Annotated in this window: 18 protein-coding genes; 7 read left to right on the top strand and 11 right to left on the bottom strand. The window is 61.3% G+C overall.

Annotated elements, in window-relative coordinates:
• Position 1 precedes the first annotated feature (1 nt).
• From ABD937_RS17650 to ABD937_RS17690, 9 genes are all read right to left on the bottom strand, one after another.
• Entirely contained in the window at positions 2–766 is a 765-nt protein-coding gene (locus ABD937_RS17650; protein WP_345257145.1) for a hypothetical protein, read from the bottom strand.
• A 288-nt stretch (positions 767–1,054) separates the two neighbouring features.
• Positions 1,055–1,984 carry a DUF3078 domain-containing protein gene (locus ABD937_RS17655; protein WP_345257147.1) on the bottom strand — a complete coding sequence of 310 codons (930 nt, stop codon included), beginning with the start codon at positions 1,982–1,984 and terminating at the stop codon, positions 1,055–1,057.
• Between the two features lie 173 nt (positions 1,985–2,157).
• Entirely contained in the window at positions 2,158–2,487 is a 330-nt protein-coding gene (locus ABD937_RS17660) for an MmcQ/YjbR family DNA-binding protein (RefSeq protein ID WP_345257148.1), read from the bottom strand.
• Between the two features lie 158 nt (positions 2,488–2,645).
• On the bottom strand, positions 2,646–3,062 hold the full coding sequence (locus tag ABD937_RS17665) for a hypothetical protein (RefSeq protein WP_345257149.1): 417 nt from the start codon (positions 3,060–3,062) through the stop codon (positions 2,646–2,648).
• A 95-nt stretch (positions 3,063–3,157) separates the two neighbouring features.
• On the bottom strand, positions 3,158–3,694 hold the full coding sequence (locus tag ABD937_RS17670) for a hypothetical protein (RefSeq protein WP_345257150.1): 537 nt from the start codon (positions 3,692–3,694) through the stop codon (positions 3,158–3,160).
• 17 nt (positions 3,695–3,711) lie between these two features.
• Positions 3,712–4,209: an ankyrin repeat domain-containing protein gene (locus ABD937_RS17675; protein ID WP_345257151.1), complete on the bottom strand. Its 498-nt coding sequence runs from the start codon at positions 4,207–4,209 to the stop codon at positions 3,712–3,714.
• A gap of 160 nt (positions 4,210–4,369) precedes the next feature.
• Complete coding sequence (locus tag ABD937_RS17680) at positions 4,370–4,894, bottom strand: SRPBCC family protein (protein ID WP_345257152.1); 525 nt, start codon at positions 4,892–4,894, stop codon at positions 4,370–4,372.
• Positions 4,895–5,409: 515 nt separating this feature from the next.
• Entirely contained in the window at positions 5,410–5,790 is a 381-nt protein-coding gene (locus ABD937_RS17685; protein WP_345257154.1) for a DHCW motif cupin fold protein, read from the bottom strand.
• A 17-nt stretch (positions 5,791–5,807) separates the two neighbouring features.
• The gene (locus ABD937_RS17690; RefSeq protein WP_345257155.1) at positions 5,808–7,271 is read right to left on the bottom strand and encodes a hypothetical protein; all 1,464 of its coding nucleotides are present in this window, start codon (positions 7,269–7,271) and stop codon (positions 5,808–5,810) included.
• Between the two features lie 379 nt (positions 7,272–7,650).
• On the opposite strand from ABD937_RS17690, the gene ABD937_RS17695 reads away from it, so the two are divergent.
• Positions 7,651–10,584 (top strand): outer membrane beta-barrel protein, encoded by a 2,934-nt coding sequence (locus tag ABD937_RS17695; protein WP_345257156.1) that lies wholly within the window; start codon positions 7,651–7,653, stop codon positions 10,582–10,584.
• 334 nt (positions 10,585–10,918) lie between these two features.
• Entirely contained in the window at positions 10,919–13,426 is a 2,508-nt protein-coding gene (locus tag ABD937_RS17700) for a M43 family zinc metalloprotease (protein ID WP_345257158.1), read from the top strand.
• 331 nt (positions 13,427–13,757) lie between these two features.
• Here ABD937_RS17700 and ABD937_RS17705 read toward each other — a convergent pair whose 3' ends face one another.
• Positions 13,758–13,925 (bottom strand): hypothetical protein, encoded by a 168-nt coding sequence (locus ABD937_RS17705; protein WP_345257159.1) that lies wholly within the window; start codon positions 13,923–13,925, stop codon positions 13,758–13,760.
• Between the two features lie 115 nt (positions 13,926–14,040).
• Between ABD937_RS17705 and ABD937_RS17710 the strand changes: the two genes are divergently transcribed.
• Complete coding sequence (locus ABD937_RS17710; RefSeq protein WP_345257160.1) at positions 14,041–14,625, top strand: hypothetical protein; 585 nt, start codon at positions 14,041–14,043, stop codon at positions 14,623–14,625.
• A gap of 690 nt (positions 14,626–15,315) precedes the next feature.
• On the opposite strand, the gene ABD937_RS17715 is transcribed toward ABD937_RS17710, so the two are convergent.
• Positions 15,316–16,119: a GLPGLI family protein gene (locus tag ABD937_RS17715; RefSeq protein ID WP_345257161.1), complete on the bottom strand. Its 804-nt coding sequence runs from the start codon at positions 16,117–16,119 to the stop codon at positions 15,316–15,318.
• 271 nt (positions 16,120–16,390) lie between these two features.
• Between ABD937_RS17715 and ABD937_RS17720 the strand changes: the two genes are divergently transcribed.
• The 4 genes from ABD937_RS17720 (at position 16,391) to ABD937_RS17735 (ending at position 20,885) form a co-directional block, all read left to right on the top strand.
• Positions 16,391–17,845, top strand: coding sequence for a sensor histidine kinase (locus tag ABD937_RS17720; RefSeq protein WP_345257162.1), 1,455 nt, complete (start codon positions 16,391–16,393; stop codon positions 17,843–17,845).
• On the top strand, positions 17,842–18,522 hold the full coding sequence (locus ABD937_RS17725; protein ID WP_345257164.1) for a response regulator transcription factor: 681 nt from the start codon (positions 17,842–17,844) through the stop codon (positions 18,520–18,522). Before ABD937_RS17720 ends, ABD937_RS17725 begins: the two co-directional genes overlap by 4 nt.
• Before the next feature lie 167 nt (positions 18,523–18,689).
• On the top strand, positions 18,690–19,091 hold the full coding sequence (locus ABD937_RS17730) for an endonuclease domain-containing protein (protein ID WP_345257165.1): 402 nt from the start codon (positions 18,690–18,692) through the stop codon (positions 19,089–19,091).
• A 102-nt stretch (positions 19,092–19,193) separates the two neighbouring features.
• Complete coding sequence (locus tag ABD937_RS17735) at positions 19,194–20,885, top strand: hypothetical protein (RefSeq protein ID WP_345257167.1); 1,692 nt, start codon at positions 19,194–19,196, stop codon at positions 20,883–20,885.
• The last annotated feature ends 37 nt before the right edge of the window (positions 20,886–20,922 follow it).

Below are 20,922 nucleotides of genomic sequence, written 5' to 3' on the forward strand. Positions count from 1 at the left end.
ATTACTGGTATTCGAAGGTCATGGTCACGTTGCCCTGCGTGGCAGTCAGCGGGTAGCCGGCGGCATCGTAGGTGTAGGTGGTGGTCAGCGTGGTGTCGAACATGGTGCCGGGGAAGTCGAAGGCGGCGCTGAGGTTGTCGCGCTGCGCATAGAGCTGCATCGAGAAGCCGGCCTGGTCGAGTACCCACTTACTTACCTGCGGGAAGGGCGAGCGCTTGTTGCCCCAGGTGAAGGTGGCGGCATACAGGTCGGGCGTGGCGGATACGGAGCTCACAAGCTCGCCGTTGCCGTCGTAGGTAAGGGCGAAGTCTTCTTCCGTGCCGTCGGACATAACGAGGTGGATGGCCGTCACGCGGTTGCCGGTCACCGTGTAGGTCAGCGCGTCGTCTTCGATGAGCGTGTTGCCGCCGCCCGTGATCTGCCAGCTCTTGAAGGTGGCTGTAGCGGGCTTGTTGTTGACGTAGCTGTAGGAATAGATGTTGTGGAAGTTGGCCTCGGTCTCGTCCACTTCGATGAGGTTGCCCGCATTGTCGTAGGTGAACTCGGCATGCTCCGTCCCGGTGTTGCTGGTGTAGCCGTTGAGGCGCTTGCTGGCCGCGTCGTAGCTGTAGGTGAACACGGTGGACTGGCCGTTCTCGGTACGCGTCATCTTCTTGAGGATGCGTGTGGTGGTGCCGGGCTGGTTGGTGTTTTCGTCGGTGTCTTTTTTGCAGGAGGCCAGCGAAAGGGCTGCGCAGGCAGCGGCAGCAAGCATCAGTTGCTTCATGTTGAACAGGATTGTATGGTGTTTTAATAGCCCGGTGTTTTTCATGGTATGCGGGCCTTTCGGATGCAATGTTCGTAAGCTCCGCGCGCGCTGCAAACCGTATCTGTACTGAGTTGCGCAAATGCGTGCATGGAGTGCGCCAACGCTGCGACAGACATCGGAGGATGTTTTCCGGTAGCTGCCGGTTTTTCTGCTGATCGTATAAATACGGTGGTGGGATAGCGCGCGTTGGCAATAAAAAAAGACGCGGCAACCCGCGTCTTGTCTTGCTATGGCGATATAGCGTTTTCAGAATTTCGTCTGCAGGCCGATCCCCGCCAGCGACTTCAGCTGCAATGCCGGCCGGTTCTTGCCCGGACCGAACACCCTTGCGTCGTCGTCGTAGATGAGGTCCACGTTCCAGGTGGCTGCCAGTACCTTCCAGAGGCGTACCGACAACTGGTTGGTGAGGAACACGTCTACGTTGCCCGGGCGGTGGCGGTAGTTGCTGAACAGGTCGAGTCGTCCTTTATAATTGACGGCCTCGCTGAGGCTCTTCCAGTAGTTGATCGTGGCGAAGGCGCCGACTTCGAGGGCGCTGTGGCGGCCCGGCTCCACGCCATAGAGCCCCTTGGCGGCGAGCGAATCGTCTTTTACGATGATCCACCGCGCGGTGGCCGGCGATACATAGATCGAGAGGTGCTTCGTGGGTTTGTAGTCAATGCCCACCGAGGTGAGCACATAGGCCGGTGCCAGGAAGTTGGAGGCGAGGCTGCGGCTGCCTTCGGTGTAGGTGTAGCCGCGGAGCAGCTGCGTGCGGAAGTTGAGCAGGGTGGCCAGGTTCATCTTCGGCGTCAGCACATAGCCGTATTTCGAGAGCAGGTCGATGCGGTCGTCGTTCTTGCGGCTGCCGAGCGAGGAGGTGCGTACGAAGCCGAAGTTTAAGTCGGCGGTATTGTCCCACTGGTGCCGCGGGCTCCGGAAGAAGGAGAAGAGGCTGAGCGAGGTATTGATGGCCAGGGAGAACTCGTCGCCGCCGGCCGCCCAGTTGTTGAGCGTGCCCTGTGCGAAGTTGAGGTTGTAGATGCCGCCCTGCTTCAGGCTGCGTACCGTATCGGTTTCTACGGTGCTTGCTTTTTCCGATGATCTCTTCAGCCCGGCCACCGTCGGGTCCTGGGCGGATGCGGTAAGGGTCAGCAGCAGCGCGGCGCCGCCGGCCAATAGGGTTCGTGGGTTCATGCGCCTGCAAGATAATGCGTCAGCAGGTGAGCGGGTGAGCGGGTGAGCGGGTGAGCGGGTGAGCGGGTGAAAAGATGGACCCAGTAAGTTAAGCTACTGCCGGAAACGACCCAATTACCATTAGACAAATAGACCAATAGACAACCACCAAGCGATCCAGCCGGAAACGAGTTTCAGCCCTTCCGCTTTTTCGCCGGCGGCGTGATGGCGGCGTGGGCGCATTCGAGGGCGCCCGAGAGCAGCTCGGGGTGCACGCGGTCGAGCAGGGCATGCGTCCAGCCCTGGCGGCCCCAGGCATTGGGCACCGGGAACATCGCGGCCGGGTCGTGGAGGCAGAAGATGTCCTGCTCTTCGCGCGGCAGCTTGATCGTTACCCGCCCGGCTTCAGGCACCATGGTAGCGTAGATCTTTCCGTGCACGCGGAAGGAGGTCTTTTCCTGATGCGGCTCCTCGGTGCTGCCGGGGAGTGCGAGCGCCATGCGGCGAAAATCGTCAGGCGTCATAGATGCAGTTTTGAATCGATAGAAGTGGGCTCGGGTGATGAGCTTCTTTAACCTGCCGGGAACGTCAAAAGAAGGTTATTGCCGTCAGACTTCTTCCCTCACGCCTGAGGCTTCACGCCTGACGCCAACCGGCGGACCTGTTCATTTAGAAACGATTTTTAGAAGATCCAGCGGAGAAAGGTGATGAAGCCGATGACCGCGGAGAAGAGGAATACGAGCACTCCGAGCCACACACCGTATTTGACGAGCTGCTGCTTCCAGAAGGGCTGCGGCCGCGCCGGCTCCTCGTGCGAGGCCACCGGCTCCTGCCATTGCTCGAGGTAGTAGGGCCGGAACTCGCCGCTGCTGGCCAGCGTGCTGCCGGTAAGGGGGATCTGCGCGTTGTCGGAAGGCGACTGGTAGTCCAGCGTAAGCGAAGCCTGGAGCAGCTCGCGCGCAAAGAGCCGGAGGCCCTCCTGGTTGGCGCGGATAAAGCCGTTGGGCTCCTGTGCAAAATAGAATTCGAGGCGGGCGGAGTCACCGCCGTCGGCGGGACGAAGTTGCTGGATGATGTCCTGGAGACTGTCGCGGTTCATAAGCGATCGGTTATGCCGGTAAGATAGGACACCGGCCGCGCAGGTGCCGCCCGAAGCGCGGAAAATTTTCTGAAGCCGCCCGTAGATATACGGACTTACTTCCGGTCCAGCACGGCTTCGATGGTGGCGCGGTCCCAGTAGCGCACCTCGAAATGGGGGTCCCCGGGAAGGAGGATGTATTGTCCCGAAGGCAGGATGAGGGCCGAGGTGCCGCAAGTGGCACGCTTGCGGAACAGGAGGGCCCGCAGGTAGCCGTCGTCTGTTTTAATGGTACTGTCGAAGGATTTCAGCTTGTTGAACCTCTTGCCGGGCTCCCGCAGCTCAATAAAGCTCGCCCCGGTGCGGGCGGCACGCATATCCGCCATGCGGCGCTGTTTGTTGGCGACGAAGGAGCGGTTGTGTTCATTGCCCTGCTCGTCGAGCCGGTTCCAGCACGACTCCCGGTTGAAATCGAATTTGAGGAAGAGGGTGTCGCGCAGCGGCCCATCGGAATAGCGGGTCAGGTGCTGCTTCAGCGAGTCAAATGCCGCCGGTGTCAATTGCCCTGTCGTCGCCTTCCGGGTGTCGAAGGTTTTTTGGGCACGGAGGGGCTGCAGCGGCAGCAGCAAAAGCAGGAGCAGAGCAGGCTTCATGGCTATTTGGAGACGGGTCAGTTTCTGTTTTCGGCATACGGGAGCAGGAGCGCGATCATGGCCTCGTTCTCCTGGATGATGGCGTGGTCGAGGGGGCTTTTGCCGCGCTGGTCGCGCAGCTCCAGCGAGGCGCCGCGGCGGAGCAGCTCCTGGGCGATGGGGCCGTGGCCGAAGGTGGCGGCGAAGGTGAGGGCGGTGGCGCCGTTGCCGTTGCGGGCGTTGACGTCGGCGCCCCGCTCGAGCAGCTCGGTGGCGAGGGCCGCATAGCCTTTGAAGCAGGCCCCCATGAGGGCGGTGTTGCCGGCGGCGTCGCGGGCGTCGGGGGCCGCGCCGCGTCGGAGCAGCAGGCGGGCGGTGTCGGCCGCGTCGTTGTACACGGCGATGATGAGCGGGGTAAAGCCGCGGGCGTCGGCGGCGTCGAGGAGCGCGGGGTCGGTGTCGATGAGGGTCTCGACGGCAGCCGCGTCGTTGCGGCGGCAGGCATCAAACAGGTCGGCGATAAGCGCAGGATTCATGATCGGGCGTTGAGCCTTAAAGATCGGTCAGCGGAGAGAAAGCACGCGGATTTTTATGATCTTTTACGATGGACGCCGATGCCGGCCCAAACCCGCAGGATACGCCTTTGCGCACCCGTGCCGGATGAAGAGCTGCTGCCTTGCCGCGCACCAGCGCACACTAATGCGTCGCTGCGGGATAGCTTGCCTTCTGCGGTTCTCCGGTTCCTTGTTCCCTGTTCGTCTGTTCTTCTTCCTCTTCCACGATGGTCTTGATCTGTGCGAGGATGGGGTTCCAGCCCTCGCCGTTGTTGTAGACGTCGCGGTAGCGGCGCGCGCCGTCGGCGGCGCCCTCGAAGCCGCCCTGCGTCACGGTGAGGACGGTCTGGCCCGAGGAGGTCTCGCGCAGGTCGAAGCTGACGACGAGGTGGTTCTCGGGGATGTCGGGGTAGGCGGCGTTGGGGTCGATCACGGTGTACCGGAGATGGGTATAGGGCTCGTAGGCGAGCACGGTGCCCTTCACCGGCACGTAGGGATTGCCCTCGTGCATCATTTCCCAGAGCAGGGGCGAGCCCGGCTTCCAGTCGGACACGGTGGCGCAGCCGAACATATACTTACGGGTCTGATCGGGGTTCACCAGGGCATCCCACACGCGTGCGGCGGGTGCATCGAAGGTGATGGTGTTGCGTACCAGCAGGGGTTCCATGGTTGTTCAATAGGTTTGGTGGATTAAAGTTAGGCCAACGGGCAAACAATGCCAAGGCGGAGCCGGTTAATTGCTGAGCTGCAAGGTAAAGCACTTAGGTAATGTGCGAATGGGGTAATGTGCTAATGGGGTAATGAAGAAAAAAGACGCAGATTTCCGAAGAGGCTGTTTGAGTTAGCTTATGAGCCGGCTAGGCTGCAAGCGGCCTGTTTCACGCGGCGACGCAGCGGGTGGCGGCGCAGCGAAGTACCTACGTGCTGACAATTCTCCCTTGCATTTCATCGTCGCGCAGTCGCGTAGTTGTCCCGCCGAGGCAGGATGCCAAGGCCGCTTGCGGCCGACGTTCCAGAGCTTTCGGGATGCACATTAATTCAAACAGCCTCTAAGATTTATATGATGGGCGCAGATGCGTTGACAGGAGCACGCAAATGTTCATTTCGTCTTTTTATCTACGATGTTCGGGTACGATTTACAAAAGATGTATCGTCAACGTCCGTACTGCCGGCAAGCGTAGTTCATTGCCCGGGAGTCACCCCTCCCTCCTGGGGAGGGGCTGGGGGAGGGGTCAGGAAGTCGCCGTCGATGATGAGCAGCCGGGCGCCGCCTTCGGTAACGGAGCGGTGCGACGAAGCGTCGTCCGAAACGATATAGCTGTCGCCGGCCTGCAGGGTGTGCGCGGAACCGTCCTCCATTTCCGACACGAAGCTGCCCTCGAGGCAGTGCACGATATGGCCCTTTTGGCACCAGTGGTCGGCGCGGTAGCCAGGGCTGTACGTCACGAGGCGTACCCGGAGCCCGGGGAATTGCAACGTGCGCCAGGAAGCGGTGCCGCTGTCGCCGGGATGGAATTCCTCGTGTACCTGTGTCCAGTCGATGGTCTGAAAGGGGAGGTGCATGGTTTGTAGTTTTACGGTTACTGCGTGCAGCTGAACGCAGCGCCAATGCGACGGAGTTCTTTCCATGTAGGATCGCCGAAGGCATGGGGCGCGGCGGCAACCAGCAGGGCTGTGCGGCCCTGAGCGGTGCAGGGCTGCACCTGCACGGTGAGGCGCAGCGTTACCGGCTCGAGCGACTGGTAGTCGAGCAGGCGCACGCTGCCTTCATAGGCTTCGGGCTCGCCGGGCACCGTCTTTGTCTTTTTGATCGTTACGGTAGTGGCGATCATCTTGTCGGCCGGCAGCGTCTTGTCGCGCATGTTCACGGCCACCAGCCCGTCGTAATACGCCTTGAAGTATTGCTGCAGGCGGGCTGCATCCACCGCGGGCGCTCCCTCGAGCCACCACAGGTAGGTATACGCCCAGTACTGCCCGCTCTTCGGGCTGGCAAAGCCGGGCGCGAAGCGGATGTCTTCGACGCCCTTCAGCGGGAGGTCGGGTGCGAAGGACGCCGGCAACGCAAAGCGCTCCGTGCCCCAGCCGGCGGGTGCCGCGAAGAAGAAGGGCGCCTTCCACGTATGCGGGTCAAAGATGCCCAGGAGGTTCTTGATCCAGTGGATGCAATCCACCTCGTCCACGATCGAGAGGGCGTTGGCACTGCGCAGCCCGCGGCTGTTATGGGCGGCGGTCTTTGCCGTAACGAGTTCGGCATCGCGGTTGCCGCCGGCACGCAGGCGGCGCAGGAGCTCGGTGGCGTCGGGCAGGTGCGTGTCGAACAGACTATTACCGCGCTCCTGCAGTTGCCACGTGATATCGTCATCGTAATACAGGCGCAGCGGCGTTTTCTGCAGGGCGCGCTCGTTACCGGTGCTATCAACCGCAGTACGGAACGGCGTGAGCGCCGCCCATTGCGCCGGCCGGTCCGACGGCGTTCCGTGCTCCGCGGTCATGAGCTCCGTCAGGTAGCGCGCATCGCCGGCACCGGGCCCGCCGTTGCGCACCTGGCGGTCGATCCAGCGCCAGAGCCCGAAGAGGTCCACGGGGCTATCGACCGTAAACACGCCTTGTGGCCGCAGCAGTGCCGGGCGCTCCGCGGCGAGCCCGGTATAACGCAGCACGGCCGGACCTGCATAGTCGTGACCGGCAAGCACGAAGCTGCGCCCGTCGGCGCCGAAGCGGCGCGCGGCATCGCGGAGGATCGCGTCGATACGCTGCACCGTAACGCTGTCGGCATAGGGCTTTTGCTTCAGGGAGAAATACACCGTGAGCAGGTCGTTGGCGCTCGCCACGTTGTGCAGTTTCGTTTCGGGCAGCACCGATTCGGGCGCCGTGAACGATACGGCCAGGGCGAGCACGCCGCGGACGGTGCCGGAGCGGGGCCGCACGGCGAGGTAATAGCCGTCGGTGCTGTCGGCGGGGTCGAACACGACCTTCTCGGTGTTCTGTGCAGATGCAGCGGGCGCGAGCAGAACGAGCAACAGGCAGCGAAGCAGGGTGCGCATGGGCAGGAGGGTTAGGTGTATGCAAGCTAACCGAATCGCCCGGTTTCTGTACGGGACGCTTCATGGGCGGGGAACAACAGTGGATGCACCGTCGGTTTCCTGCACCGGGCTGCACGGGAGCAAGGCGCGTTTTGCGCCGCAACGTCCCGAAAGGCGGCTTCGTCCCGCTGAAACGGCGGTTAGCATAAAAAGCGGCCAACACGCTTCCAAACGAGGCAACTTCGTACCGCGGCCGCGCACCTCCAAACTATCAACTGCGCTCCCGCACCTCAAACCACAAACTTCAAACTGCCTGCCTGCCGTTCATCAGGCCCTTAACGATAATTAACCCAGATTCACGTCAAGTGCGAATACCTTCGTAGAAGATAAACCAAAGCTTATGAAACAATTTTTACTTTTCGTCGGCCTCCTGCTCTCCCTCGCCGCCGCCGCCCAGAAGCCCGGCACCGTAAAGGGCTCCCTGCTCGACGGCACGGCGACCTCCGGCCGCCACCCGCTCGACGAGGCCACGGTAACGGTGATGGAGTCGAAAGACTCCTCGCTCGTGTCGTTCGCGCTCACCTCCAACAGCGGCTACTTCGAGATCAAGGGCCTTGCCCCCGGCGACTACTACCTGCTCGTGACCTACCAGGGCTTCGCGACGCTGAAGAAGTCGTTCAGCGTTACCGCCGAGAAGCCGGTAGCCGACCTCGGCGACGTATCGATGACCACCGCCTACAAAACGCTCGACAACGTGGTGGTGACCGACGTGGCGCCCATCAAGGTAAAGGGCGATACCGTGGAATACAATGCCGGCTCCTTTAAGACGAAGCCGAACGCCAACGTGGAGGACCTGCTCAAGAAGCTCCCGGGCGTGCAGGTGGAGCGCGACGGCACCGTGAAGGCCCAGGGCGAGAACGTACAGAAAGTATACGTCGATGGTAAGGAGTTCTTCGGCAACGACCCCAAGCTCGCCACCAAGAACCTCTCGGCCGACATGGTGGAGAGTGTGCAGGTGTACGACGATATGAGCGACCAGGCCAAGTTCTCCAAGATCGACGACGGCTCGCGCGCCAAGGCCCTCAACATCAAGCTGAAGAAAGACAAGAAGAACGGACTCTTCGGCCGGGCGATGGCCGCCTACGGCACCAACGACCGCTACGACGCGACGCTCTCGCTGAACCGCTTCAAGGGCAATACGCAGGTGTCGGTGATCGGCGCCGCCAACAACGTGAACAAGCAGGGCTTTTCCTTCAACGACGTCATCGGCGCCATGGGCGGCTTCGGCGGCATGATGCGCGGCGGCGGCGAGGGCGGCGGCGGCATGATGGGCGGCATGGGCGGCGGCCAGATGATGATGGGCTCGCGCACCGGCGGCGGTTCCGGCAGTGCGGTACCGGGCATGTCGTCCAACTCGGGCGGCATCGCGCGCTCCCTCTCCGGCGGCGTCAACTACCGCGACGTGTGGAGCCCGAAGCTCGACGTCACCAGCTCGCTCTTCTACTCCAACACTCGAACCAATACGATGCGGCAGGTGCGCAACCAGTCGCTCTTTAACCTGGCCGGCTACGACTCCACGGCCATCACCAACTCGCGCAACAACGGGGTGCGCGACAACGAGAACCTGCGCTTCAACATGCGCCTCGAGTGGCGGATCGACTCGATGAACAGCCTGCTCTACACGCCCGCCATCACGCTGCAGCACTCCGACAGCTATAGCGAAGACACGGCACTCACCACGGCCATCTCGGGTACGAAGCCCGAAGCGCTCGCCCTCTCGTCGCGCAACATCAACGAGAGCGTGCGCGACGGGCACAGCATCAACCAGAACCTGCTGTGGCGCCATCGGTTCGGCCGCGCGGGCCGCACCCTCACCGTGGGCTGGACCAACACGCTCAACAACTCCGACGGCAGCGGCTCCGTGTATGCCCCAACCACCTATTACAAAGGCAGCGGTTCCGGCTTCTCCATCGTGCAGGACCAGCAGGCGCAACAGAAGACGCGCGCGCACAACAACCTGCTCAGCGCCTCCTATACCGAGCCCATCGGCCGCAACAAGATCCTCGAATTCAACTACGCCTATACGCACAACTACTCCGAGTCGGACCGCAAGACGATGCTGTACAATCCTTCCACCAAGCAGCACGACATCGTGAGCCGCCCGCAGACGAACTACTTCGAGAATACGTACACCGCGCATCGTGCCGGCGCCAACTTCCGCCTGCAGCAGCGCAAATACAACTTCCAGGTGGGTATGGGCGCGCAGGTGGGCGAGCTCGCCACGCACAGCATCAAGGCGATGGGCAACAAGGACACCTCGGTGACGCTCAATTATGTGAACCTGTTCCCGACAGCCAACTTCCAGTACAGCTTCAGCCGCAGCAAGAACCTGCGCGTGACCTATCGCGGCCGCACCAATCAGCCCAGCATCGCGCAGCTGCAGGATGCGCCCGACTTCAGCAACCCGCTGCAGGTGACCACCGGCAACCCGGGGCTCGGCCAGGAGTTCGTGAACACGTTCAATGCCAACTTCAACACCTTCCAGTTCCTGACCTTCAAGTACTACGCGATCAACCTCAACGTGACGCAGACGAGTAACAAGATCGTGAACGCGGTGGACAGCCTCAAGCTGAATCCCAACGACTCGATCCCGCGCCAGCTGCTCCGCCCCGAGAACGTGCAGGGCGCCTATACGGCCTCGCTCTTCTTCGCCTACGGCGCGCCCATCAAAGCGCTCAAGGGCCTGAACGTGACCGCCAACACGATGGGCCTCTACAACCGCGACGTGAGCCTGCTTTACAAGGTGCGCTCCTTCAACCACACGCTCGTGCTCACGCAGACCCTCGGCCTCAACTACAACTACAAGGAGAAGCTCGACCTCGGCATCAGCGGCTCGCTGGCCTATAACAAGGTGACCTACGGCAGCCAGCCTTCGCTTAACAACGACTACCTGACGCAGACCTACTCGGCCGACATCACGTGGACGCTGCCGAAGAATTTCCTGATCGCCACCGACTTCGACTACTTCGTGAACACGGGCCGCGCCGAGGGCTTCAACCAGAAGATCCCGATGTGGAACGCCTCGGTGGGCAAGCAGTTCCTGAAAGGCAAGCAGGCCGAGATCCGCTTCTCGGTGAACGACCTGCTGAACCAGAACCAGAGCATCACCCGCAACACGGGCATCAACTACGTGGAAGACGTGCAGACCAACGTGCTGCGCCGCTTCTTCACCGTGTCGCTCACCTACAACCTCAACCGGATGGCCGGCAAGAACATGTTCTCGATGCCGCGCCAGCTGGAGCGGGGCACGCGGAATATGCGGATCGGGATGTGACCCTTCGACAGGCTCTGGTTCACAAAGGCCTGTCACCGTGAGCTTGTTGAACGGCGGGAATCGGCAATCGGCAATCGGGAATCGGGAATCGGCGCCCGGATGTTTTATAGGTATTGAAAAGCAAAAGCGACGGAAACCCGTCGCTTTTGCTTTTTACCGGTGCGCTCTTCAACTGATGAGCTGTTCGGCCCGAATTTGAGGCTCCTTTGCCGATTCCCGATTCCCGATTGCCGTACACAGACCCACTTTCGTCGACACATGGCGAATTGATGACGCAACTCTGGTGATATTAACTAATTTTATCAGCCATTAACAAAAGTTCAAACTAACTATTGTGAGAAAGATTACGTTCCTCGTGCTGGCCCTTAGCCTGGGCCTGCTTACCGCTCAGGCTCAGCAGTCGGGGCGCCACCAGCGCCGCTGCGCCACCACCGAAGCGCTCAGCAAGAACCGCCAGACCGCCGAGTACCAGGCTGCCCGCGCCCGCGTGCTGGCCAGCAACATCACGGCCCGCACCTCCGCCCTCAACGGACCGGTAACGATCCCCGTGGTGGTGCACGTGGTGCTGCCCAACCCGTACATGATCACGGAGGCGCACATCGACTACCTGCTCAACCAGCTCAACGAAAGCTTCTCCGGCCTCAATGCCGACAGCACCAACGGCGTTCCCTTCTACGGCGTACGTGGCCACTCGCTGCTCCGCTTTACCCGCGCCCGCCGCACGCCCTCCGGCGGCGCCACCACCGGCATCGAGCGCCGCGTCGGCACCGGCGTCATCGCCGAAGACACGTACCAGCCCGTGAAGCACGCCTCCGAAGGCGGCCTCGACCCCTGGGACGTAACGAAGTATTACAACATCTGGGTCACCGACCCGGGTGCCTCCGGCATCCTGGGCATCGCCCCCTCGATCGGCGTCGGCAACCAGACCGAGACCCTCAACAGTGATGTGGGTATCGACGGCGTCGTGATCGACTACCGCTGCTTCTCCAATGCCTGCTACGCCTATACCGAATACAATATGGCCCGCACCGTGGTGCACGAGATCGGCCACAACTTCGGCCTGTACCACAGCTTCTCCGGCTGCAATGCCGGCGACGACTTCATGCAGCCCGACCAGGCCATCCCCGCGAGCCTCACCGGCGCCGCGGCCGACGACACCCCGGGCCTCGACGACTTCACCAGCGGCTGTCCCACCGGCATCGTCGCCAGCGCCTGCACGGCGCCGACATCGGTCATGTACCAGAACTACATGGACTACACCAACGACGCCTGCTATTCGATGTTCACCAAGAGCCAGGTGGCGCGCATGCACTGGATCCTCGAGAACCTGCGCCCGGGCTACCTCACCACTACCGGCGCTACCCCGCCCGCTACGGTGCCCACCCTCGACGCGGCTGCCGGCATGATCGTGAACCCCGGCGGCTCCGAGTTCAACGGTGCCGGCTGCACGCTCACCACCTACGGAAAGCCCAGCTGCCCCGGCGCCTTCCAGCCCAAGCTGCTCATCGTGAACAACGGCAGCAGCACCCTCACCTCGATCACCGCTTCGGTACAGCTCAACAGCGGTACGCCCGTTACGCAGACCTTCACCGGCCTCAACATCCCGACCGGCGGCACGTATGTGGCTACGCTGCCTGCGGTGACCCTGGCCCTCGGCGCCAACCAGCTCAACTTCACTACGTCGGCACCCAACGGCGGCACCGACGCAGTAGCGGCCAACAACAACATCAGCACCACCGTTACGATCAACGCGCCCACGGCCGCCCCGCTGACCGACGGCCTCGAGGGGGCTACGTTCCCGACCGCGAACTGGGTGATCAATAACTACAACGGCGATACCACCTGGGCCCGCCGCTCGCCCGGCCGTACCGGCACCTACTCGTTGTTCATCAACAACTACGACAACGAGAACGCCGAGACCTACGACGACTTCAGCTCGATCCCGGTCAACCTTGCCGCCGGCGCCGACTCGCTCGTGATCGGCTTCGACCTCGCCCACAAGCGCTACCCGTCGGCCGCCAACTACGACTCCCTGTTCGTGCTCCTGAGCAACGACTGCGGCATGAGCTACGGATTCGTTTACCGCAAGGGCGGCATCAGCCTGACCACCGCTGGCTCCTCCAACGCTCCCTACCTGACGCCCGTTGCCACCGACTGGCGCTACGAGCGCATCTCCCTGCCGGCCGCCACTGTGGGCTCCAGCAAGGTGATGGTGACCTTCCGCAACATGAACCGCTTCGGCAACAACATCTTCCTCGACAACATCAGCATCACCTCCGCCTGCCGCACCACCACTATCGGCACGCAGCCTGCGGCCCAGACCGTATGCGCCGGCACCGGTGCCTCGTTCAGCGTAGGTGCTACCGGCACCGGTGTGACCTACCAGTGGAAGAAGGACGGCGCCAACATCACCGGTGCCACCTCGGCCACCTACGCCATCGCCTCCGCGGCCACGAGCCAGGCTGGCCTGTACACGGTGGAGGTGACCAACGCGTGCGGCGTAACGACGACCTCTGCGGGCGCGCAGCTGACGGTGAACACCGGCGGCTCCTGCTCCGCTACGGCCGTGTCGAACCTGAACCCTGAGCTCTCCTCCGTGGTGCTGATGCCCAACGCCGTGCGTGCGGCCGCGACCCTGCGGGTGCAGGCGCTGCGTGCCCAGCGCATCGACTGGACCATCGTTGACGCCCAGGGCCGCGTGGTGCGCGGCTTCGCACAGGCAGTAAGCGCCGGCCAGAACGACATCCGCGTGGATGTGCGCGGCCTCTCCGGCGGCACGTACCAGCTGATCGGTACCAACTCCAAAGGAAAGACCACCGTGGTGAAGTTCGTACGCCTCTAACGGCTCCACAACCGAATACGAAAGGCCGCTCCGGATGGAGCGGCCTTTTTCGTTGTCCGTAGTCGGAGACTACAGACAACGGTGCTTCGCAGCATAGTGTCTTTTGCGTGCTCCGCGCCTTTGCGCCTAACACAGAATCTTTGCGTAGCCTGTCCCGCCAAAGGCGGTAAAACCCGCTTGCCGCTTTATGAACAGCAGTCCGCTTTTGGACGGCCAGCTCGAGGTCCGCTTTCCTATCGGTATCAAGCACTAAAAAAGGCCGCTCATTTCGGAGACGGCCTTTAACCACTTAGTGTATGGTGCGGTGAAAACGATCGTCGGATCATCGCACTTATTTGCGTTTACGCAGGGTGGCGGAAGTCGGCGGAACGGTGGTCCGGCCGAAGAGCAGCACACCCAGGATCGATTTCAGCGAAGGGATCGGGTTCAGCGAGGGCTTGTAATAAGCTTCATACGACTTGATCTCCGTGCGCACATCTGCAATTGCCTTGTTTTTCATGTAGGACGTATTAGGGTAAACAATGTAAGATTCGGAAGTTACGTGTTTTTTGTGGATAAATGCTCAGAAATTGTTAATTTCTACTGTATTTTGGACCGAAATATCCGATCCGCTTATGAAGTACCATCCACTTGCCGCCCTTGCCGGCGCCTTCCTGCTCTCTTTGTCCGCCATCGCCCAAAACCGTACCAGTTCTGACGTTTCGCCCTCTTTTCGCGGCGACGTACAGAAAGTAGTGGCCGATTTCGCCCATGGCTTTTCCTCGATCCGCGGCCGTCAGCTGGATCACGATCCGCAGACCATCGAATATGCTTCGCTTGTGCGCCCGGAAGGCAGCAAGGAAACGTCCATCACGCAATACAGCGCCCATGGCAAGCCCGTATACAGCTGGCAAACCGTGCTGCTGCGCACCGAAGACTATGCCGACGCCGCGAAGAAATACAAGTGGGCCTTCGGTGAGCTGAAAGGCATGAACGTGCGCTACGTGGTGGATCAATACACCCTCGAGGGCAAACTCGACAAGCCCGACGAGAGCCGAAATTTCGCGTCGTCCGAGCTGCGCCTCGCCCACCCGCCCGAGCCGCTCCGCAAGCTCAAGGTGCGCGTGCAGCTGCAATATGAAATGCCCGAGTGGAAGGTCAGCATCATGGTCTTCGAGCAGGAGAAGGAAGACGATGAAATGGCAGAACATATGGATTGAATAAAAGGACGCTCCGGGCGTCCTTTTTTAATGGGGTAATGGGAGAATGGGGTGATGGGGTAATGAGGTTCAGATGAGTTCAGAGAGGTCCCGGCGCTTCGCTCCGAAACTTTGGAGGGGATGCAGGCCGGAGCGCCTGCAGTCAGAAGGGTTAAGGATCGCGAAGGCGCAGAATAATCTGGACGCGAAGGAAGCAAAGGGCGCAATGTATCGTCCTCAAAGTGCAAAAGGTTTTTTCTCCTGCATACTTTCCGCTCGTCGTAGGCAAAGCGTCCCGCGACGCGGCACATGCGCGAAGGGCTCACTACAGATTGCAGCAGCTCCTTAGCACTGATGGCGTAAACCACAACAACGCGCCATCGGTCTCCATCGCAGCCCATGTTTATCGTTCTCAGGCACGATGCCGCACCAGCAACAATGGTGAGTACAGTAGCGGAGTGCCTCCGCGCATGTCCCGCCCTGCGGGACGCTCCGCTTACGAAAGGCAGAAGGCAACGAAAGAAAAGAAAGCATTTTGCGTCAACGCAAACAACACGGCGTCCTTCTTCTTCTCCTCCGCGTTCAAATGTCCCTCCGCATCTCTGCGTTTAATGTGCGGCTTCGCGCTTGGGTTCACCCCACGAAAAAGCCGTCGCACCGCGACGGCTTTTCATTATCCCATTACCCCATTATCCCATCACCCCATTCGCTCTAATTCTGTATCCGGATCTGGGCGCCGGCGGGCATGTTCTTACGCATCTCCTCCATGAGGCGGTCGCGCTCCTTTTCGTATTGGGCCTGGGTGTAACGCTTGCCTTTGGGCTCACGGATCTGCGCAACCGAAACCTTCGGCGAGATCTCGACGGCCTTGTACACGGTGCGGCCGTTGTTGACGTCCACCTCGAGGATAACGCCCGGCAGCTGGCCCTGGTATTCGCCGGGGCCCACCGTAACGGGGATGTCGGTGCTGAACCAGGCCACGATGGTCGACGTGTCGGCTACGGGTGTGCGCTTCATCTCGCCGCCGGCTTCCATGCTGATGGCCATGCGGGTGCCGATGCGCTGGGCCACGGCCTTCTGGGCGTTGTGGCCGAGTATCGTCTTCGATTCGCCGGTGATCTTCCAGGGCAGGCGGCGGACGCTGTCGGTAACCACGAACTCGGCGTCAAACAGCTCGCGCTTTTCCACGCGCTCGCTCTTGTCGATGTTGGTGTAGATCTCATCGTTGCCGCCGGCCATGCGGAACACACCCACATTGCCGCCGGAGCCCTGCGCTACGATGTCGCCGTTGCCGCCGTCGGCCTTCGGCAGCACGCGCCACAGCGACTGGTTGTTGGCATACAGCAATTCGAAGTTGTCGGTGCGGGCAGCCGGGAAGCGCGCGGCGATCTCGGGGTCCATATTGGCGGGGCGGCGCATCTGCATCGTGCGCTCATACACAATAGTGCCTTCCTTCTTCTGGGCGCCGGCGGTGCCGGTTACAAGAAGGCAGATCGGGAGTATCCATTTTTTCATGATCGGTGGTTTACTGGTTTATTTGTTTACTGGTTTATTCGTTGATGGTATCGTGTTGCGGTGCTGCTGTTCTTGTGGTCTGGAGCCGTCGCCCGTGCGCTCCTGGTTGCTCCCCTGATCGATGTGCAGACACCGGCGCGGCACGCTATTACGAAACATTTCGTCAAAAATAATCCGGTCATTCGAATGCCGTGGTTAAGCAGCGTTGGAACTACGTTAATTTAGGTTAAGCACCGGGTGAACGGTGGATTATATGGATAGCTTTGCCGGGATGCAGCGACTGTTCCAACATATCCGTTGGGTGCCCCTGATGATGGTGCTTACGATCCTGGGCATTGCGGGATTCCAGTATTACTGGCTGAAGAAAGCGTACGAGCGCGAGCGCCATGGCCTCGAGCGCAACACCAATTTCACGTTCCGCGAGTCGGTGCACCTGCTGCAGGCGTCAAAGCTGAAGCTCGATCGCGCCGTACCCGATTCAACGGGACGCCTCATCATCCGCGGCATCGACGAAAAGCCCATCAAGGTGCGCCTGCGTACCGACAACAAGATGGCCGGCATGGTGCAGGTGCTCAACGAGCGCATCCTGAAGGAGCGCCGCAGCGACTCCCTGGGCCGCGGGCGCACCATCATCATCGAAGAGCGCACACATCCCGACAGCACCGGCCAGGAGCGCCGCCGCCGCTTCCGCCAGCGCGACCGCCTCATGCAGTTCTTTTACGAGACCGAAACACCGCAGGATTCCGTGCGGGTGCAGGAGCTGAGCACGCTCTTTGAGCGCCGCCTGAAACAGCAGAACATCGATGTGCCGTATGCCGTGAAGCGACTGCCCGCTGCCCGCACCGACGACGAGGCCTTCAACCGCGTCACCATCGGGTTTAAGAATCCCATCACCTACGAGCTCACCCTCGGCAACACCTTTCCCTACCTCGCCGGCAAGATCCTGGGCATCATCGTCATGTCGGTGTTCCTCGTGCTGTTCACCATCGTGTCGTTCACGGTGCTGTACCGCAACCTGCTGCGCCAGCGCCGCCTTGCCGATATCAAGAACGAATTCATCTCCAACATCACCCACGAGCTCAAGACGCCCATCGCCACCGTGAGCGTGGCCATCGAGGCTCTCCGCTCCTTCAACGCCGCGCTCGATCCGAAGAAATCGCAGGAGTACCTCGACATCTCGGCCAACGAGCTGCAGCGCTTATCGCTGCTCGTAGACAAGGTGCTGAAGCTGTCGATGTTCGAGAAGCGGGAGGTGGAGCTCAAGTACGAGGCCCTCGACATGCAGGCCCTCGTGGCCGAGGTCACCACCTCGCTGCGGCTCCAGTTCGAGCGCCGCGGGGCTACCGTAGAAGTACATAGCGAAGGCGATACGGCGCTCCGGGGCGACCGCCTCAACCTCGTAAGCGTCATCTTCAACCTCGTCGACAATGCGCTGAAGTACAGCCCGGATACGCCGCAGGTTGCCATCCGCATCCGCGGCGGTGCCGAACAGGTGACGCTCGAAGTGGCCGACGGCGGTATCGGCGTTCCGGCGGAATACCGCACCCGTATCTTTGAGAAGTTCTTCCGCGTACCTACCGGCAATGTGCACAACGCGAAAGGCTACGGCCTCGGCCTCAGCTACGTGGCCCACGTAGTGGCGCGCCACAAGGGCCGCATCCACGTGGAGCCCAACACGCCCGCCGGCAGCCGCTTTATCATCACGCTCCCCAAACAGCCCGCATGAAGCCCCCCCGCATCCTCTATGTGGAAGACGAGATCTTCCTTGCCAAGATCGTAAGCGAAACCCTGCAGGGCCGCGGCTTCGACGTGGTGCTCGAGTCCGACGGCGGCAAGGCCGTGCAGCGCTTCGAGGAAGCAAAGCCCGACGTGTGCCTGCTCGACATCATGCTGCCCAACAAGGACGGCTTCGACATTGCCGACGCCATCCGCGACCGCGACACCGAGGTGCCCATCATCTTCCTGAGCGCGAAGTCGGAGTCGGGCGACGTGGTGAACGGCTTCAAGATCGGCGCCAACGACTATATCCGCAAGCCCTTCAGCATGGAGGAGCTCATTGTGCGGATCGAAAATGTGCTGCGCCACCCGGTAGGCGTTGCGGAGCCGGAGGACCTGAAGTTCGGCGCCTATACCTTCAACCCGAAGCGGCAGACGCTCCTGCATCCGAATGAGCAGCGCAAGCTCTCCTACCGCGAGAGCGAGCTCCTGCGCCTCCTCTACCAGAACCGCAACGACGTGGTGGAGCGCCGCGAGATCCTCAACCTGCTCTGGGGCTCCGATTCCTTCTTCAACAGCCGCAACCTCGACGTCTACATCACGAAGCTGCGCAACTACCTCAAGGGCGATCCCACCATCGAGATCATCACCATCAAAGGCATCGGGTACCGCTTTGTGATCGGTTGACCTCTCCCCCGGCCCCTCTCCGGGGGAGAGGGGTGACTCAGGTGGTACTTTCTTTCTCGAAGCCACCATTTTTCGTTGGGGAAAACACCGCTTTTCGGCGGAAAAATCTCATTGATAGAGGGGTAAATGCACATGGATGCGGAGGCTGCCTGTCGTCACTTTACCGGATGGACAACAGTAAGGAGCAACGGCGCTGCTATCATTCCCCCGAACCATTGTACCGTTGGGTAGCCGGCTTTGCAAAAGAGCACCGGCGAAGTCCGACGCCGGCCGAGAAGGTGCTCTGGGACTCGCTGCGCAACCGGCAGTTAGCTGGCTTTAAGTTTCGGCGCCAGCACGTGATTGATCGCTATGTCGTTGATTTCGTTTGCCTGGAATCGAAGCTTGTAGTGGAAGCCGATGGCCCTGTCCATGATCGTCCGGAACAGCAGGAATGGGACCTGCTCCGCACGGAAAAGCTTCGACAGTTGGACTTCGAAGTTCTTCGCTTCCCGAATGAAGCCATCCTTTGCTCCCTCTCATCTGTGCTGGAAACTATCCGGCAACACCTCAGGAAGAAGCTTGATTAGCATAACTGCCACCACCTGTAAAGAAACTACCCGAAAGTCACCCCTCTCCCCCGGAGAGGGGCCGGGGGTGAGGCCGGGCACAGCTTTTATACCACTGCCCGCATGATCGCACCACGGTTGCGCCGTTGGCGCCGCTTTATCTTCTGGGGCCTCGGCCTCCTGCTGCTGCTCCTGGGCGGCTTGTGGTATGCCGGCGAATACTATGTAGGCCCCCTCCTGCGCGAGCGCCTCGAGGTACTCATCGTGCGCGGCTCCGACTCGCTCTACCGCTACGACGTAGGCAAGCTCGACGCCAGCCTCTTCGGCGGCTCCGTGGAGATCGACGAGCTCAACGTGCGCGTCGACAGCAACCGCTACCGCCAGCTCGAGGCCGCCCGCCAGCTGCCGCCGCTCACCTTCGAGGTGAAGATGCACCACGGGCACCTGCGGAAGGTCAACGTGTTTGGGCTGCTCTTCGGTAAAAAGGTGGAGGTGGGCGAGCTCTTTACCAGCGATGCCCAGGTGGAGCTGAGCCGCCATACACGCGACGAGCGTGCCGAGCGCGCAAGCAGCGCTTCTGTGCCGCTCTGGCGCGCCATCCGCCCCAGCATGAACTCCATCCAGCTGCACGAGCTGCGCCTCGAGGGCATCCGCTTCAAGTACGCCTATGCCGATACGGCTGAAGCGCAGCAGATCAAGTTCGATACCTGTAACGTGCGTGTGCGGGACATCAAGGTGGATTCCGCAACCGCGGCCGACGGCACCCGCATCGGCTATGCCCGCGTGTTCACCCTGCACCTCAGCGACCTCAAGTTCCGCAGCGCCGACTCGGCCACCAAGTTCAAAGCGAAGTGGATCGACTACTCCTCCGAAGGACGCCGCCTCACCATCGACTCCTTCAAGCTGCAGCCCACAAGGAAAGACAAGGAGAGCTTCTACGCCCACCACGGCACCCAGCGCGATATGACCGTGATCGAGTTCGGCCGCCTCGCCTTCGAGGGCTTTCAGCTTGAGCGCTTTCTCAACGCCAACTCCGTTGTGGCCGACTCCCTCGTGATCCTGGGTCCGAAGATCTCCATCTACAACGACAAGACGCTGCCGCCCTCCCTCGAAGGCAAGATGGGCCGCTACCCGCACCAGTTCCTGCAGCGCTCGGCCTTCGGCATCAAGCTGAAGCACCTGGCGCTCCGCGACCTCGAGTTGAGCTATACCGAAAAGGGCGAGAAGACAGGCCGTGAAGGCACGCTGCTGCTGGAGGGTATTCAGCTGGCGGCGTCCAACATCAGCAATTTTCCCGACGACATCAAGCGCGACAGCCTCCTGCGGGTACGCGCCAGCGGGCGGCTCCTAGGCAGCGCCATCGAAACGAAGATGGACTTTCACCTCAACTCGGGCGAAGGCCGCTTCGATATGGAAGGCCGTATCGGGGCCATGTCGGCCGCACAGCTCAACACCGTATCCGAGCCGCTCGGCAATGCCCGCATCCGCTCGCTGAACCTGCAGGAGCTGCAGTTCTTCCTCCACGGCGACGAATACACCGCGCGCGGAGAGGTGCGCATGCGCTACCGCAACCTGGCCGTAGAACTACAGAAGGAAGATGAGGCCACAGGCCTCCTGAAAACACGCGTCTTTCTCAACAAGCTGCTCAACAAGTACACGCTCCGCCACGACAACCCCGACGCCTCCGGCCGCGAGATGCGGGCCACCCAGGTACAGCAGTCGCGCCTCATGACGCAGGCCTTCTTCGGTCTCGTCTGGAAGTCGATCTTCAGCGGCATGCAAACGATCATGACCAATGCCGGAACGGAGTATTAGGAGAATGTGCTAATGGAATAATGTGCTACCGGGGTGA

Origin of the sequence: Flaviaestuariibacter amylovorans, assembly GCF_039541815.1 — a bacterium.
In the GTDB taxonomy this organism is placed as follows: domain Bacteria; phylum Bacteroidota; class Bacteroidia; order Chitinophagales; family Chitinophagaceae; genus Flavisolibacter; species Flavisolibacter amylovorans.

What these genes read in the sequence shown, in the direction of transcription:
- ABD937_RS17670 (WP_345257150.1), bottom strand. Translation starts at nt 3,694, where the DNA reads ATGAAGCCTGCTCTGCTCCTGCTTTTGCTGCTGCCGCTGCAGCCCCTC.
- ABD937_RS17655 (WP_345257147.1), bottom strand. Translation starts at nt 1,984, where the DNA reads ATGAACCCACGAACCCTATTGGCCGGCGGCGCCGCGCTGCTGCTGACC.
- ABD937_RS17680 (WP_345257152.1), bottom strand. Translation starts at nt 4,894, where the DNA reads ATGGAACCCCTGCTGGTACGCAACACCATCACCTTCGATGCACCCGCC.
- ABD937_RS17650 (WP_345257145.1), bottom strand. Translation starts at nt 766, where the DNA reads ATGAAGCAACTGATGCTTGCTGCCGCTGCCTGCGCAGCCCTTTCGCTG.
- ABD937_RS17735 (WP_345257167.1), top strand. Translation starts at nt 19,194, where the DNA reads ATGATCGCACCACGGTTGCGCCGTTGGCGCCGCTTTATCTTCTGGGGC.
- ABD937_RS17660 (WP_345257148.1), bottom strand. Translation starts at nt 2,487, where the DNA reads ATGACGCCTGACGATTTTCGCCGCATGGCGCTCGCACTCCCCGGCAGC.
- ABD937_RS17730 (WP_345257165.1), top strand. Translation starts at nt 18,690, where the DNA reads ATGGACAACAGTAAGGAGCAACGGCGCTGCTATCATTCCCCCGAACCA.
- ABD937_RS17685 (WP_345257154.1), bottom strand. Translation starts at nt 5,790, where the DNA reads ATGCACCTCCCCTTTCAGACCATCGACTGGACACAGGTACACGAGGAA.
- ABD937_RS17710 (WP_345257160.1), top strand. Translation starts at nt 14,041, where the DNA reads ATGAAGTACCATCCACTTGCCGCCCTTGCCGGCGCCTTCCTGCTCTCT.
- ABD937_RS17695 (WP_345257156.1), top strand. Translation starts at nt 7,651, where the DNA reads ATGAAACAATTTTTACTTTTCGTCGGCCTCCTGCTCTCCCTCGCCGCC.
- ABD937_RS17715 (WP_345257161.1), bottom strand. Translation starts at nt 16,119, where the DNA reads ATGAAAAAATGGATACTCCCGATCTGCCTTCTTGTAACCGGCACCGCC.
- ABD937_RS17725 (WP_345257164.1), top strand. Translation starts at nt 17,842, where the DNA reads ATGAAGCCCCCCCGCATCCTCTATGTGGAAGACGAGATCTTCCTTGCC.
- ABD937_RS17665 (WP_345257149.1), bottom strand. Translation starts at nt 3,062, where the DNA reads ATGAACCGCGACAGTCTCCAGGACATCATCCAGCAACTTCGTCCCGCC.
- ABD937_RS17675 (WP_345257151.1), bottom strand. Translation starts at nt 4,209, where the DNA reads ATGAATCCTGCGCTTATCGCCGACCTGTTTGATGCCTGCCGCCGCAAC.
- ABD937_RS17690 (WP_345257155.1), bottom strand. Translation starts at nt 7,271, where the DNA reads ATGCGCACCCTGCTTCGCTGCCTGTTGCTCGTTCTGCTCGCGCCCGCT.
- ABD937_RS17705 (WP_345257159.1), bottom strand. Translation starts at nt 13,925, where the DNA reads ATGAAAAACAAGGCAATTGCAGATGTGCGCACGGAGATCAAGTCGTAT.
- ABD937_RS17720 (WP_345257162.1), top strand. Translation starts at nt 16,391, where the DNA reads ATGCAGCGACTGTTCCAACATATCCGTTGGGTGCCCCTGATGATGGTG.